The organism is Micrococcus sp. Mcc89, from assembly GCF_024519795.1.
GTDB classification, from domain to species: Bacteria; Actinomycetota; Actinomycetes; order Actinomycetales; family Micrococcaceae; genus Micrococcus; species Micrococcus luteus.
Window position 1 is genome coordinate 86,847 of the sequence record NZ_JALJRI010000117.1, and the last position, 14,653, is coordinate 101,499.

The following is a 14,653-nucleotide window of genomic DNA, read 5'->3' on the forward strand; positions in this document are numbered from 1 at the left end:
CAGACCCCCCGGGGGCTCAGGGGTGCCCGAGGTGGCCCGAATGTGATGGAGTGCACGGATCCTGTCCACGACCTGGGAAGTGACCATGGAGCAGTTCGTCACCGCCGCCAACTCGATCATGTGGAGCCTGCCCATGGTCGTCGGGCTCCTCGCCCTGGGCCTGTACTTCACGATCCGCATGGCGGCTCCCCAGGTGCGGCTGCTCAAGGACATGGTGGGCCAGCTGGTCAGGGGAGGATCGTCGTCGGCGGGGATCAGCTCGTTCCAGGCGTTCGCCATGGCCCTGGGTGGGCGCATCGGCGTCGGCAACATCGCGGGCGTCGCGGCCGCGATCTACCTGGGCGGCCCGGGCGCGCTGTTCTGGATGTGGGTGACGGCGATCCTCGGCGCCCCCGTGGCGCTCGTGGAGAGCTCGCTCGCACAGCTCTACAAGCACAAGGTCCGCGGCGAGTACCGCGGCGGGCCCGCGTACTACATCCTCGAGGGGCTCGGCCGGAACTGGCGGTGGCTGGCGGTCGCCTACGCCGCGGCCACCGTGTTCGCCACGGTCTTCACCGGCCCGCAGATCCAGGCCAACGCCGTCACCGCCGCCACGACCGAGGCGTGGGGCTGGGACCCGCTGTGGGTGGGTCTCGGGATGGCCGTGCTGTTCTGCGTGATCGTGTTCGGCGGCATGCACCGCCTCGGCCGCACGGTGGGCCTCGTGGTCCCGTTCATGGCCGGCGCGTACATCCTGGTGGGGCTGCTCGTCGTCGGACTCATGTGGCAGCAGGTCCCCGCGATGTTCGGGCTGATCTTCTCCAGCGCGCTGGGCCTGGACTCGGTCTACGGCGGCATCCTCGGCGCCGCCGTCGCGTGGGGCGTGCGCCGTGCCGTGTACTCCACCGAGATCGGCACCGGTTCGGGCGCCCAGGCCTCGGCGGCCGCCCACGTCTCCCACCCTGTGAAGCAGGGCCTGGCCCAGGCGTTCTCCGCCTACGTGGACACCCTGTTCGTCTGCACCATGACCGGCCTGATGATCCTCGCCACGAACAGCTTCAACGTGCTGGGCCCGGACGGGGAGAGTCTGCTCGCGGAGCACGTGCCCGGCGTCGAGGAGGGCCCGGCGTGGGTCCAGATCGCCATCGACGAGGCACTGCCCGCCTTCGGCCCGTCCTTCGTGGCGATTGCCGTCTTCCTCTTCTCCTTCACCACCCTGCTCTCCTTCGCGTTCTACGCGGAGACGAATGTCGCCTACCTCATCCCGAACAAGACGGCGCAGCGCGCGGTCATCGCGATCGCCCGGCTGATGCTGGCCGGCTCCATGGTGTTCGGGTCCGTGCAGAGCTCGGCCCTCGTGTGGGCGTTCGCCGACTTCGGCGTCGGCCTCTACACGTGGGTGAACATCGTGGCACTCATCCTGCTGAGCCCCGTGGCCATCCGGCTGTTCAAGGACTACGACCGCCAGCGCCGTGCCGGCCAGGACCCCGTGCTGGATCCGGCGGCGATCGGCGTCCGGAACGCCCGCCTGTGGGAGCAGATCCACGCCGCCTACGAGCGCACCGGGGACGTGGACGAGGCCATGGACCACGTCGCGGACACCGCCCCGGACACCCGGGCCATCACCGTGGTCCCGCGCCGGGAGGGCTGAGGACCGACGACGGCGGCCCGGGGCGCCGGACGTCCGCGACGACGTCGGGCCACGGGCCAGGGCCGTCCGCGCGGCCTGAATCCCGGCAGGCTCACCCCATGGACCACAAGGAGATCCTCCATCAGGGGCTGCGCCGGCAGCGCGACGCCCTCTTCGCGAAGCTGGACGGCCTGCCCGAGCGGGAGGTCCGCCTGCCCCGCACCCCCACCGGCACCAACCTGCTGGGCCTGCTCAAGCACGCGGCCACGTGCGAGCTCGAGTACTTCGGCGAGGTCTTCGGCCGCCCCGCCGGCATCCCCCTGCCCTGGGACGCGCCGGGGGTGGGCGAGGAGAACGGCGCGGACCTGTTCGCCGCCGAGGACGAGACCCTCGAGGACGTCCTCGACTACGCGCGGCGATGCTTCGCGCACGCGGACGCGACCATCGAGGCCCTCGTCCTCGACGCGCGGGGGCGGGTCCCCTGGTGGCCCGCGCACCTGGCCGAGGTGACTCTGGCGCAGATCCTCTCCCACGTGGCCCTCGACGCGGCCCGCCATGCCGGCCACGCCGACATCCTGCGCGAGGGGATCGACGGGCAGGCCGGCCTGCGCGGCCCCGGGGACAACCTGCCCGGCTGGGACGCCGAGCGGTGGGCCGCGCACGTGCGGCGGCTCGAGGGGATCGCCCGGGGTGCGGGCCCGGTGCGCTAGCGTCCGCGGTGATGACTCCCCGCTCGCTCGCCGGTCTGGCCCTCACCGTCGCCGCCCTGATGTCCGCCTTCGTGCTGATGGCGCCGACGGCGCCGGGGCTGTTCGTCGGCGTGCTCACGGTGGGGACCTTCGGGTTCGGCCCGTTCTACGGGGAGCCCTCGCGGCAGCTCGTGGACCGGCCGTGGAGGCGGGACACGCGCTGGCGCGATCTCGCCCGCCGGGTCCGCACCGACTGGCTCTCCCGGCAGCTGGGCGCCGTCGGCTGGAACGCGGCCATCAGCCGCCGCATCACCGGCCGGGCCGACCTGCGGCGCATCCGCACCGCCGCCGTGGGCTCCCTCGTCAGCCACGCCGCCTCCGCGGGTCTGCACGCGGTGGCGGGCGTGGCGCTGGCGGCCGTCGGGCATCCGGTCTGGGGCGTGGTCGCGGTGGCCCTGGGGCTCGTGGTGCACGCCTGGCCAGCCCTGCTGCAGGTCTCCGTGCTCGGGCGCATCGACGGACTCCAGACGCAGATCCGCGGGGACCAGCTGCTCTGGTGACCGGCCGGCACCGGGCGGCCCGGCCGAGCACTTTGTGGGCCGAATCCGACGGATGAGCCCCTGAATCGGGCACGGGAGCGTCGCATTCGGCCCGCAAAGCGGTGGGGAGGGGGCAGCGGGGAGAGGGTGGCGAGGAGAGGGCGGCGGGGAGAGGGCGGCACCGCGCGCTCAGCCCTACGCTCGGACCCATGACCGAGCACACATCCGAGCACACCCCCGAGAACCCCCACGTCGTCCGCCGCGGCTCCGGCGTCCCGCTGATCGCGGTGCACGGCAACAGCGTGGACCACCGGCTGCTGCTGCCGCTCGACGACGCCCTCGCCGAGGCCGGGGAGGTCGAGCGGATCTACGTGGACCTGCCGGGCTTCGGCCGGACCTCGGCCCTCCAGGACGACGGCGGCCTCCCCGAGCTCGCCGCCTGGCTCGTGGACTGGATCCGCGCGGAGGTCGGCGAGCGGCCGTTCGCGGTGCTCGGCAACTCCCTCGGCGGCCTGCTCGCCCGGCACGTGGCGGCCGAGTTCGGCGCGCAGGTGTTGGGGCTGGGGCTGCTCGCGCCCGTCGTCGACCCGGACGAGGACCGGCGCACCCGCACCGACCTGGTGGTGCGCGAGCGCGACGACGCCTTCATGTCTACCCTCGACCCCGACGACGCCGCCCCGTTCCTCGAGATGTCCCCGCGGCTGACGCGGGACACGTGGGAGCGGTTCCGCGAGCACGCGCTGCCGGGCGTCCGCGCCGTGGACGAGGAGGCGCTGAAGCGCCTGTCCGCGCGCTACGTCCTGGACGCCGTGCCGGAGGAGGCCGCGCCGCCGTTCGAGGGGCCCGCCCTGATCCTCACCGGCCGGGAGGACCACCTCGTCGGCTACCGGGACCAGGCCGCGCTCCTGGAGCATTACCCGCGCGCCACCTACGCGGCGCTCGACGCCGCCGGCCACAACGTGCACCTGGACCAGCCGGAGGTCGCCGAGGCGCTCGTCCGCGCGTGGGCGGTGCAGGTGGGCCGCGCGGCGTCGGACTGAGGCGGGGTCAGGGGGAGGGACGGGCCTCCACCCGGGCCTCCGCCTCGGCGCCCGCCCCCACCCCGACGCTGGCCCGCGCCAGCAGGCCGTCGGCCACCCGCAGCAGGGCGGCGACCGCCACGAAGAACACGAGGATCGCCACCACGTAGACGGCGACGCCGTCGTAGCCCAGCCGCGGGACGTCCAGGATCGTGTACGGGTACCAGTCCAGCCACGGCCCGCGCAGCAGCGTGAACGCCAGCCAGGCGAGCGGGATGAGCGTGGACAACCACACCACCCGCCACGTGATCTGCCGCCGCGGCCCGAAGACCGCCCACAGCACCGGGGTGAGGATCGGCGTGACGATGTGCTGCAGGGTGTCGTTGAACCGCTCGACGGCGGTCATCGGGTCGGCGTCCCGCAGCAGCACGTTGAACACCACGCCCGTGATCACGATGCACACCACCCCCGTCACCCGCAGCACCCGGAACAGCGTGCCCGGCCGGTGCAGGCGCAGCGCCAGCAGCAGGGACGTCAGCCCCACCAGGAAGTTCGAGAGGAACGTGAAGTACGTGGGCTGGTTGAGCATGTGCTCCCAGCCGCCCTCGAGCACGCCCGCGTAGCCCGCGTCGGCCGGCAGGTCCGAGGACTTCCACGAGCCGATCCACAGTGAGAGCAGGTTGCCGCCCAGGGACAGGGCCGCGGCGACGGCGAAGGCAGGCCGCGCCGTCGTCGTCCAGCGGCCGGAGGGGGTGGGGAGGGTCATGCGCCCATCCTGCCGGAGCGCGACGCCGCCCCCGGTGCACTGGCCGAGCCGCTCGGGCCGGCGGGCGTGTCCCGGCCGGCGGTCCGGACCCTACGCTCGGCACCATGATCCGGACCCCCTGGACCCGCACCCCCGCCGGCGCGAGGCGCGCGCGCCGCCCCCGACAGTTCCGCCGCGTGACGACGACCGGGCCCGCCGCCGTGGACGTGGCCTGGGCCCGCTACGCCGACCTGCGCCTGTGGCCGCGGTGGGCTCCGCAGATCCGCGCCGTGGAGGCGCCACGGCGCCGGCTGCGGGCCGGGCTTCGCGGCGTGGTCCACGCGCCCCTGGGGCTGCGCGTCCCGTTCGTGGTCGAGGAGGTCGACGACGACGCCCGCACCTGGCGGTGGACGGTGCGGGTGGCCGGGACGGCGGTCTCCATGACGCACGACCTCACCGCCACCCCCCGCGGCACCCGGGCGGGGCTGACGGTCCACGGGCCCGCCGTCGTCGCCCTGGCCTACCGACTGCCGGCCCGCGTGGCGCTGCGGCGGCTGTGCCGGGCGCACCTCTGAGGGCGGACCGCCGGGCCGGGCCTGTGGCCAGGGGCCCCGCCCGCCTCACACCGCCGCGGCGTCGGTCCGCAGCTCGACGCGCGGCCAGTCGGCGAGGTCGGCGAGCATCTGCCGGTCGTGGGTCACCACGACGACGGCCTGCTCCGTGACCTGCAGGGCCTCGGTCATCTCGTCCACGAGCGCGGGGGAGAGGTGGTTCGTCGGCTCGTCCAGCAGCAGCACGTGGGGGCGCTCGATGAGCACCATCGCCAGGTGCAGACGGGCCTGCTGCCCCTGGGACAGGCGTCCGACCGGGGTGTCCGCGGCCTCGGCGGTGAGCAGCCCGAGCGAGGGCAGCGTGGGGGCCGGCAGGGGACGGCCCAGGTCGTCGACGCCGGCCTCGTCCGCGCCGACGCGGCGCACGTGCTCCTCGAACACGGCGGCGGCGGTGCGCTCCTCGTCCCACGCGGGGGTCTCCTGCGCCACGAGGCGCACGCGCACGTCGGCGCCCACGGTCACCAAGCCGCTCGTGGGCTCCAGGTCCCCGGCGAGCACGCGCAGCAGCGTGGACTTCCCGGCCCCGTTCGGGCCCGTCACCAGCACGCGGCCGCCCGGCACGAGGGCCGCGCCCATCGGCTGCTCGAGCCGCCCGGCCACGCGCACGGCGTCCGCGGTGAGCAGGACGTCGTCGCCCGCCGTGCCCGGCCCGCCCGCCGTGCCCGCCGCCGCGTCCGCGCCGTCCCGCGGGTCGCCGTCGGGCATGTCCGCGAACGGCCAGTCCAGGCGCAGGGGCGGCTCGGGCACGGTGATCCGGTGCGCCTCCAGCTCGTCGAAGCGCCGGTTGAACATCTGCACGATCCCCGCCGACCGGCTCGAGCGCTGGTGCTTGCCGGTGCCCTTCGGGGGCCGCCACGAGCCCTGCATCTGCTCCCGCGCGTCCTCCACGGCCAGCTCCAGCCGCTCGCGCTCGGCGTTCTGCTCGGCGTACTCCTGCTCCCAGGGGGCCCGGGCGCGGCGGCGCCCCTTCGCCCAGCCGGCGTACCCGCCGGAGTACCGCCGCGGCCGCCCGTCCTGGCTGGGATCCAGGTCCACGATGTCGGTGCACACGGCGCGCAGCAGGGCGCGGTCGTGGCTGACGACGGCGACCCCGCCCGGGTGCTCCACCAGCCGGCGGGTGAGGAAGTCCAGGGCGACGTCGTCCAGGTGGTTGGTCGGCTCGTCCAGCAGCAGCAGGTCCGGCCGGGAGCCGAGGGTGACGGCCAGGCGCACCCGGTGGCGCTGGCCGACCGAGAGCGATGTGAGGGGGCGCTCGCGGTCCGTGCACGCGTGCAGCCCCTCGAGGTCCATGTCCACGCGCCGGCCGGCGTCCCAGGCGTCGTAGAGGTGGGCCCGCTCCAGCGCGGTGGAGTACCGGTGTCCGGCGCCGGCGTCGTCGGGGGCCTCGGCCAGGGCGGCCGCGGCGGCGTCCAGGGCCTCGAGTGCGGCGTGCGGGCCCGTGAGGGCGTCGCGGACCAGGTCGCCCACCGTGCGGGAGCGCCCGTCGGCCCGCGCCCGCAGCGCCTGCGGGACGAACGCGAGCGTGCCCGCCCGCGTCACGCGGCCGACGTCGGGCGTGATCCGGCCCGTGAGCACGTGGAGCAGCGTGGTCTTGCCGCGCCCGTTCTCACCCACGATCCCGAGCCGCGAGCCGGCGTTGATCCGCACCGTGGCGTCCGTGAGCACGCGGTGCCCGCCGAGCGAGACGGTCAGGTGCTCGCCGCGCAGGTGGGCGGCGGGCCCGGCGGGCAGGGCGGGGGAGGGAGGGCCGGAGGTCATGTCCGCCAGTCTAGGGAGGGGGCGCGCTGCCGCGTCCGGGGTCGGGACTACGCTCGGGGCCATGTCCGCCGCCCCGCCGCCGCCCGCCTTCGGCACCGTCCTGCACCACCGCGCCCACGGGATGGCCCCGGGGGAGTCCATCTCCCCGCCGCTGGTCCACGCGAGCGCGTTCCACCTGCCCGGCGCGGACCCGGACGGCGCCCCCACCGCCCCCGGCGCGGACGTGCCTTTCCAGTACGCGCGCTGGGCCACGCCCACCTGGTCCGCGCTCGAGGCCGCCCTGGGCGCGCTGGAGGACGCCGACGTCGCCGTGGTCCCCTCCGGCATGGCCGCGATCGCCGCCGTCCTGCTGCCCCTGCTGCACCCGGGGGACCGCGCCCTGCTGCCCTCGGACGGCTATGGCGCCACCCGCGCCCTCGCCGCCGAGCACCTCGTGCCCGCCGGCGTCCACGTGGACTTCGTGTCCACGCCGGGCCTCGCGGACGCCGACCTCTCCGCCCACGACCTCGTGTTCGTCGAGACCCCCTCCAACCCCGGGCTGCGCGTCGCGGATCTGGCCGACGTCGCCGCCCGCGCCCACGCGAACGGGCGGCGGGACGGGAAGGGGGCGCTCGTCGTCGTGGACAACACCTCCCTGACCCCGCTGGGGCAGCGGCCGCTGGGCCTGGGGGCGGACGTCGTCGTCGCCTCGGACACGAAGGCCCTCAACGGGCACACCGACGCCCTCGGCGGGCACGTCGCGTCCCGCGACCCCGAGCTGATGGCGCGCGTGCGCGGCTGGCGCACCCTGGCCGGCGGGATCCTCGGCACCCATGAGGCCTGGCTGATCCACCGCGGCCTGGAGACCCTCGAGGTCCGCTTCGCCCGCATGTGCGCGTCGGCGCTCGCGGTCGCCGAGCTCGCGGCCGGGCACCCGGCCGTGCGCGCGGTGGCCTACCCGGGGCTGCCGGACCACCCGGACGCGGCGATCGTCGCGCGCCAGATGACGGCAGCCGGCGGCGTCGTCGGGCTGGAGTTCGCGGACGCGGCCGCGGCGGAGCGGTTCATCGGGGCGGCCGCGTACGTGGTGGCGCAGACGAGCTTCGGCGGCACCCACACCGCGGCGGAGCGCCGCGCCCGCTGGGGCGACGACGTCCCGGCCGGCTTCGTGCGTCTGTCCGTGGGCGTCGAGCCGACGGCGGAGCTGCTCGCCGATCTCACCCGGGCGCTGGACGCGGCGGCCGGGCCCGCCTGAGCCCGGCCCTGCCCGCCTGAGCCCGGCCCGGCTACGCTCGCGAATCAGTCCCCGCCGCCCCGTCCCAGGAGGCCCCGCCCCATGCAGCTCGACCTGATCGTGGAGAACGCCCGCCTCATCACCGGCGACCCCGCCCGCCCGTCGGCCTCGCGGCTGGGGGTGTGGCGGGGCGTCGTCGTCGGGGTGGACGAGGAGCTGGACGGCCTCGCAGCGCGCGAACGCCTCGACGCGCGGGGGCGCACCGTCCTCGCCGGGTTCAACGACGCCCACGCGCACAGCGTCTGGTTCGGCCAGTCCCGACTGGACGTGGACCTCGAGGGCGCGCGCACCGCGGAGGAGGTCCACCGCCGGGTCCGCGCCCGCGCCGCCGAGCTCGACCCCGGCGCCTGGGTGACGTGCACCGGCTTCGACCCCGGCCACCTCACCGGACCCCAGCCGGACCGCGACAGCCTCGATGCCGCCGCCTCCGGGCGCCCCGTGCTCATCCGCCACAACACGGGCCACGCCGTCACGGTGTCCGGGGCGGTGCTGGTCCTGGCCGGCGTGGGGGAGCAGGTGCTGCAGCAGCCCGAGGGCGGGCGGATCCTCACGGATGCCGCCGGCCGGCCCACCGGCCTGTTGGAGGAGACCGCCATGAGCCTGGTGACCCGGCTGCTGCAGCCGGAGTCCCACGAGCACATCGGCGCGTGCCTGGCGCGGGCCTCGCAGGAGTACGCGGCCGAGGGCATCACCTCGGTGACGGATGCGGGGGTGGCCGGCGGGTGGATCGGGCACAGCACGCTCGAGTTCGGCGCGTATCAGCGCGCCCGGGACGCGGGGCTGCTGCGCACCCGCTTCCAGACGATGGTCACCCTGGACGCGCTGCACCCGGTGGACGGCCATCCCGACGACGGCACGCACCTCACCCTCGACGCCGGCGTGCGCACGGGCGTGGGCGACGAGTGGCTGCAGATCGGGCCGGCGAAGGTGTTCACGGACGGGTCGATGCTCGGACAGACCGCCGCGATGACCGAGGACTACTGCGGCCACGGCCACGGCCGCGGCTACCTACAGCAGGACGCGGGGGAGATGCGCCGAGCGTGCCTCGGTGCGGCGGCCGCCGGCTGGGCCCTGGCCCTGCACGCGATCGGCGACGCCGCCCTCGACTTCGCCCTCGACGTGATCGCCGAGGCGCGGGGCCGGTTCGGGCGGCCCGTGATGCCGCACCGCGTGGAGCACGGCGGGGTGGTCCGCGACGATCAGGTGGCCCGCATGGCCGAGCTGGAGGTCGTGATGGCCACCCAGCCGAACTTCATCAGCGCGTTCGGCGGGTCGGTGCGGGAGCGGATCGGGCCGGAGCGAGCCGCGCTCTCGTACCCGGCCGGGCGGCTGCTGCGCGCGGGCCTGGTGCTGCCCGGCAGCTCGGACCGGCCCGTGGCCGGCGGCCGCCCGCTGGAGGTCATCCAGGACTTCGTGCTGCGCCGCACCGAGACCGGCGAGCAGTACGGCCCGGACGCGGAGCGGCTCACGGTGGCCGAAGCCCTGCACGCCTATACGGTCGGCTCCGCGGAGGCGACCGGCTGGGGCGGCCGCAAGGGACGGCTCGTCGCGGGCCAGCTCGCGGACTTCACGGTGCTCAGCGAGGACCCGCGCGCGGTGCCGAGCGATCAGATCGCGGCGATCGACGTCGTCGCCACCGCCGTGGGCGGGGAGTTCGTGCACGGCGGGCTGTGACGCCCGGCCCCGGCACCGGCACCCCGCGACACCCGGCACCCCGCGACGAGCCCTGCGATTTGGCCCCTGAACCCGCCGGTTAGGGGCCAAATCGCAGGGCTCATCGTCCGGGGGAGCGGGCGGGGCGCGTCCGGTGACCCGGGGATCAGCCGTGGCGCCGCCGGGGGGCTGCTCCCTACGCTCGGAGGACGGCGCGCAGACCGCGCGTCGCCCCGAGACCGTGAGGAGCACCCCGTGGCGCACGACGACGCGAACACCACCACCACCGACCAGCTCACCCTGCAGGACCCCACGAAGCGCTACCCCGTGATCAGCCCGCCGGAGGAGACGCTGCCCGGCACCGGCCTGGACGCGGAGATGACGCCGAAGGCCGACCTGGGTGAGAAGTCCTACCGCGGCACCGGCCGTCTCGAGGGCCGCAAGGCACTCATCACCGGCGGCGACTCCGGCATCGGCGCGGCCACCGCGATCGCGTTCGCGCGCGAGGGCGCCGACGTCGTGATCACCTACCTGCCCGAGGAGGAGAAGGACGCCCAGCACGTCCTCGGGGTCCTGCAGGCGGAGGGGCGCACCGCCGCCGGGATCCCCGGCGACCTCCGCGACAAGACGTTCTGCGCCGACCTCGTGGCCCAGGCGGTCGAGAAGCTCGGCGGGCTGGACGTGCTGGTGAACAACGCCGGCAAGCAGGTGGCGCAGGACTCGATCGAGGACATCGACGACGAGCAGCTCGAGGCCACCTTCGACGTCAACATCCTGGCCCAGTTCCGCCTGGTCAAGGCCGCCCTGCCGCACCTGAAGCCGGGTTCCACGATCATCAACACCACGTCCGTGGTGACCTACATGGCCCCGCCGCAGCTCGTGGACTACGCCTCCACCAAGGCCGCCATCAACACCTTCACGAAGGCCCTGGGCCAGCAGCTGGCCCCGAAGGGCATCCGCGTGAACGCCGTGGCGCCCGGGCCGATCTGGACCCCGCTGCAGCCCTCCGGCGGCCAGAAGTCGGAGGACCTGCCGGAGTTCGGCCAGTCCACTCCGCTGGGCCGCGCCGGGCAGCCCACCGAGCTGGCCCCGGCGTACGTGTTCCTGGCCTCGCCGGAGTCCTCCTATGTGGTGGGCGCGACCATCCCGGTGACCGGCGGCATGCCCACCCCGTGACCGGAGCCGGGCGTTCCTGTCCCTGGGCGGTCACACCACCAGGGACAGGAACGCGCCGAGCGCGAAGCCGACCACGGTGAGCAGCCCGGCCTTCTCCCCGCCCTTCTCGCGAGCCTCGGGGATCATCGTGTCGATCAGCATGACCAGCAGGGCGCCGGCCGCGAAGCCCTGGATGCCGCCGGTCAGGGCAGGGGAGGCGACGTCGGCGATCAGCCCGCCGCCCCACGTCGCCAGGGCGCAGACCACCGCCACGAGCGACCACTGGATCAGCAGGTGGCGGCGCGTCTTGCCGCCGTCGAGGGAGTCGGCCGTGGCGGCGATGGACTCGGGCAGGTTGGACATGAAGATCGCCACGAGCAGCGCGAGGGACACGCCCTCGCCCGCGACCAGCCCGATGCCCAGCACGAGCTGTTCCGGGATGCCGTCCAGCAGCGCGCCCACGGTCAGCGCCGCACCCGAGGACGAGCCCCCGGACCTCGCGGCGGAGCGCTCCACCGCACGGTCGCCGAGGAAGTAGGCGGCCGCGCCGAGCGTCAACCCGATGCCGACGGCGGCAGGTCCGGCCGCCTGCACGCCCGCCTCCGCGAGCTCGAAGGACACGGACGCGATCAGGGCGCCGGCGCCGAAGGCGAGCACGAGTCCGATCGTGCCCATGTGCCAGCGGCGCAGGGTCGCCAGGACGGCGCCCACGAGCAGGGAGGACGCGGCGACCGCGCCCCACATCAGGGTCATCACGGCAGCCAGGCTACGCGCTGACCGGGGGCGACGCCGGGCCGCCGCCTCAGCTCACCGCACGACCTCGTCCGCCTCGCCCGTGAGCCCGAGCTTCTCGGCCACGTAGTCCACGTCCTTGTCTCCGCGGCCGGAGAGGTTGACCAGGATCCGCGCGTCCCGGCCCATCTGCGGGGCGAGGCGGATCGCGTGCGCCACGGCGTGCGCGGACTCGAGCGCGGGGATGACGCCCTCGAGCCGCGTGAGCCGCTGGAACGCGTCGAGCACGGCCGCGTCGTCCTCGGCCACGTACCGGACGCGGCCGACGCTCGCGAAGTGGGCGTGCTGTGGACCGACGCCCGGGTAGTCCAGGCCCGAGGCGATCGAGTGCACGGGATCCGGGGTGCCGTCGTCGTCGGCGAGGACGAGGGTGGCCATGCCGTGGAGGACGCCGTCGCGGCCCTGGGTCATGGTCATCGCGTGCTCGCCCTTGGTCGCGGAGCGGCCGCCGGGCTCGACGCCCACGAGCGCGACGTCGGCGTCGTCGAGGAACGCGGTGAACGCGCCGATCGCGTTGGAGCCGCCGCCCACCGCGGCGACGACGGCGCTCGGCAGCGCCCCGAACCGCTCCTGGAACTGGGCGCGGGCCTCGCGGCCGACCACGGACTGGAAGTCGCGGATCATCGTGGGGAACGGGTGCGGTCCCACCACGGAGCCGATCGCGAACAGGTACTTCTCCGGGTCCGCCGCGTACACCTCGAACGCCGAGTCCACGGCCTCCTTCAGGGAGCGGCCCTCGCGCTCCACCGAGACCACCTTCGTGCCGAGCAGGCGCATGCGCACCACGTTGGGGTGCTGCTTGGCCACGTCGATCGCACCCATGTGGATCTCGCAGTCGAGGCCGACCATCGCGGCCGCCGTCGCCAGGGCCACGCCGTGCTGGCCGGCGCCGGTCTCCGCGATCAGGCTGCGCTTGCCCATGCGCTTGGCGAGCAGCGCCTCGCCGATCGTGTGGTTGATCTTGTGGGCGCCCGTGTGGTTCAGGTCCTCGCGCTTGAGCACGATCCGTGCGCCGCCGAGCTCGTCGGAGAGGCGGTCCAGCGGGGTCAGGGGGGAGGGGCGCCCGACGGCGTCGCGCAGCAGGCGTCGGTATTCGGCGTAGAACTCGGGGTCCTGGCGCGCCTCGGCGTACGCGCGGGCGACCTCGGCCATGGGGCCGGCCAGCTGCGGGGGCAGGTGGGCGCCGCCATACTGGCCGAACATGCCGTCCGCGGAGACGTCCAGGTCCGGGGTGGTGACGAGGTCGCAGGCCTCGGCGAGGGTGCGGGGCTCGGGGGCGCCTCTCAGGGCGTTGTCCTCGGGGTTGCGGTGGGTCATCGGGGGTCCTCCTGGGATGGGGCCCGCCGGAGCCGCTCATGACGGAGCCGCCCGGCAGGCGAGCGGCTCGTCGTGTCAGATGCGCATGACCGGGGCCGCCCTCAGGCGGTCCACCACTGCTGCGCGTGCATCTGCATGGGGCCAGCGTACTGCACGTCGGGGCAGGCGTGAGTCTCACCATGTGGCTACAAATCTCATAATGTGGACGCGGCTCCCCATCTCAGTGAATCGCGATTCACCCTGGATCCATGACCGTCACCACCGTCGACACCCAGTCCCTGACCGCCGAGGCCGCCGCTGTGCTGGCCGCGATGCCCGGTGTGTCCTACGAGACGTTCCTCGCCGAGGCCCCAAGCCTGCCGGGTGTGGTCGCCGTCGTCGCCGACGACGCGGCCCGTGCCGCCCTCGGCCTGCCCGCGCAGCACACCGGCCTGCTCGCCGTGACGGCGGCGCCGCACGGCCTGCGCGACCGCGACGTCCGCGTCGCCTTCCAGTCCGGCCGCACCGGCGCCTCCCCGCTGCGCCAGGGCCTGGCCGCGCTGCTCAGGGACGTGCTCGCCCTGGACGTGGAGCGCACCAGCCCGGGTGCGGCGGGGGAGGGTTTCGCCCTGACTCCGGAGTCCGAGGAGACGCTCACGGCGTGGATGCGGGAGCACCTGACGCTGCGCGCCTGGGTCGCCCAGGACGCCTCCGCCCTCGAGGGGGTCGCCCGAGAGGTGGCCGCCGATCTCGCCCCGGCCCTGCAGCCGGGCGCCCTGGCGGCCCCCGTGGCGCAGCGGGTCGCGGCCATGAGGGCCTCCGCCCGCCGTTCCGCCACGCTCTGAGCCGGCCGGGCGCCGGAGGCGACGCCCTCGTCCGTGGCGCTCGGTCTCGTCGCGCCGGGAGATCACCCCGAGTCCGCTGACAGGATGGGTGCATGAAGCACGAGATCGTCCTCACCCGCGGGGACCTCACCCTGCGCCCCCTTGCCCCCGACGACGGCCCCGCCCTGCGCGAGCTCGTCGACGCGGCTATGTGGGCGGGGAACAGCGCGCCCCTGCCGGTGGACGGCGCGGCCATGTCCGCGCACCTCGCCGAGCTGATCGAGCGGGAGGGCACCTTCGCCTTCGCCGTCGAGCAGGGCGGGGAGCTGGTGGGGCGCACGAGCCTCTATGACCTGGTGCCCGGGCTGCGGGTGGAGGTGGGGCACACGGTCTACGCCCGTCGGGTGTGGGGCACCTCCGTGAACCCCGGCTGCAAGCTGCTGCTGTTCGGGCACGCGTTCGAGGAATGGGCACTGGAGCGGGTGGCCCTGCGCTGCGACCACCGCAACGCCCGTTCACACGCCGCCATCGCCCGCCTGGGGGCGACGTTCGAGGGCACTCTGCGCCGCTTCCGCCCGGCGGCAGACGGGACGATCGCCGACGTCGACTACTTCAGCGTGGTGCGCGAGGAATGGCCCGCGGTGCGCGCCGGGCTCGAGGCGCGCCTGGCCGCCTAGAGGTGTACAACGG

At 75.0% G+C, this 14,653-nt stretch carries 14 protein-coding genes; 10 read left to right on the plus strand and 4 right to left on the minus strand.

What is annotated here, in order from left to right; translation table 11 throughout:
• The first annotated feature begins 85 nt into the window (after positions 1 to 85).
• From NR072_RS11060 to NR072_RS11075, 4 genes are all read left to right on the plus strand, one after another.
• The gene (locus NR072_RS11060) at positions 86 to 1,630 is read left to right on the plus strand and encodes a sodium:alanine symporter family protein (protein WP_061867716.1); all 1,545 of its coding nucleotides are present in this window, start codon (positions 86 to 88) and stop codon (positions 1,628 to 1,630) included.
• Positions 1,631 to 1,728: 98 nt separating this feature from the next.
• A complete protein-coding gene (locus tag NR072_RS11065) occupies positions 1,729 to 2,319 on the plus strand; it encodes a DinB family protein (RefSeq protein WP_044659356.1) in 591 nt (196 codons plus the stop codon).
• An 11-nt stretch (positions 2,320 to 2,330) separates the two neighbouring features.
• Positions 2,331 to 2,858, plus strand: coding sequence for a hypothetical protein (locus NR072_RS11070; RefSeq protein ID WP_036315583.1), 528 nt, complete (start codon positions 2,331 to 2,333; stop codon positions 2,856 to 2,858).
• Between the two features lie 188 nt (positions 2,859 to 3,046).
• Positions 3,047 to 3,877 (plus strand): alpha/beta fold hydrolase, encoded by an 831-nt coding sequence (locus NR072_RS11075; protein ID WP_020627045.1) that lies wholly within the window; start codon positions 3,047 to 3,049, stop codon positions 3,875 to 3,877.
• A 7-nt stretch (positions 3,878 to 3,884) separates the two neighbouring features.
• On the opposite strand, the gene NR072_RS11080 is transcribed toward NR072_RS11075, so the two are convergent.
• Complete coding sequence (locus NR072_RS11080; protein ID WP_061867709.1) at positions 3,885 to 4,622, minus strand: Pr6Pr family membrane protein; 738 nt, start codon at positions 4,620 to 4,622, stop codon at positions 3,885 to 3,887.
• A gap of 104 nt (positions 4,623 to 4,726) precedes the next feature.
• Between NR072_RS11080 and NR072_RS11085 the strand changes: the two genes are divergently transcribed.
• Positions 4,727 to 5,176, plus strand: a complete 450-nt coding sequence (locus NR072_RS11085; RefSeq protein WP_020627043.1) for an SRPBCC family protein — start codon at positions 4,727 to 4,729, stop codon at positions 5,174 to 5,176.
• A 45-nt stretch (positions 5,177 to 5,221) separates the two neighbouring features.
• Here NR072_RS11085 and NR072_RS11090 read toward each other — a convergent pair whose 3' ends face one another.
• On the minus strand, positions 5,222 to 6,970 hold the full coding sequence (locus tag NR072_RS11090; protein WP_061867710.1) for an ABC-F family ATP-binding cassette domain-containing protein: 1,749 nt from the start codon (positions 6,968 to 6,970) through the stop codon (positions 5,222 to 5,224).
• A 61-nt stretch (positions 6,971 to 7,031) separates the two neighbouring features.
• Here NR072_RS11090 and NR072_RS11095 point away from each other — a divergent pair, with 61 nt between their 5' ends.
• The 3 genes from NR072_RS11095 (at position 7,032) to NR072_RS11105 (ending at position 11,072) form a co-directional block, all read left to right on the plus strand.
• On the plus strand, positions 7,032 to 8,204 hold the full coding sequence (locus NR072_RS11095) for a cystathionine gamma-lyase (protein WP_061867711.1): 1,173 nt from the start codon (positions 7,032 to 7,034) through the stop codon (positions 8,202 to 8,204).
• Positions 8,205 to 8,285: 81 nt separating this feature from the next.
• The gene (locus NR072_RS11100) at positions 8,286 to 9,917 is read left to right on the plus strand and encodes an amidohydrolase (RefSeq protein WP_061873085.1); all 1,632 of its coding nucleotides are present in this window, start codon (positions 8,286 to 8,288) and stop codon (positions 9,915 to 9,917) included.
• 234 nt (positions 9,918 to 10,151) lie between these two features.
• Entirely contained in the window at positions 10,152 to 11,072 is a 921-nt protein-coding gene (locus NR072_RS11105) for an SDR family oxidoreductase (protein WP_036382428.1), read from the plus strand.
• 30 nt (positions 11,073 to 11,102) lie between these two features.
• Here the strand turns inward: NR072_RS11105 and NR072_RS11110 are convergent, their stop codons facing one another.
• Both NR072_RS11110 and trpB read right to left on the minus strand, forming a co-directional pair.
• Positions 11,103 to 11,804, minus strand: coding sequence for a ZIP family metal transporter (locus NR072_RS11110; RefSeq protein ID WP_036337122.1), 702 nt, complete (start codon positions 11,802 to 11,804; stop codon positions 11,103 to 11,105).
• A 54-nt stretch (positions 11,805 to 11,858) separates the two neighbouring features.
• Positions 11,859 to 13,160 carry a tryptophan synthase subunit beta gene (gene trpB / locus NR072_RS11115; protein ID WP_197458574.1) on the minus strand — a complete coding sequence of 434 codons (1,302 nt, stop codon included), beginning with the start codon at positions 13,158 to 13,160 and terminating at the stop codon, positions 11,859 to 11,861.
• A gap of 248 nt (positions 13,161 to 13,408) precedes the next feature.
• Between trpB and NR072_RS11120 the strand changes: the two genes are divergently transcribed.
• Positions 13,409 to 13,984, plus strand: a complete 576-nt coding sequence (locus tag NR072_RS11120) for a hypothetical protein (protein WP_061867713.1) — start codon at positions 13,409 to 13,411, stop codon at positions 13,982 to 13,984.
• A 92-nt stretch (positions 13,985 to 14,076) separates the two neighbouring features.
• Positions 14,077 to 14,640, plus strand: coding sequence for a GNAT family N-acetyltransferase (locus tag NR072_RS11125; RefSeq protein WP_036315598.1), 564 nt, complete (start codon positions 14,077 to 14,079; stop codon positions 14,638 to 14,640).
• Positions 14,641 to 14,653 lie beyond the last annotated feature (13 nt).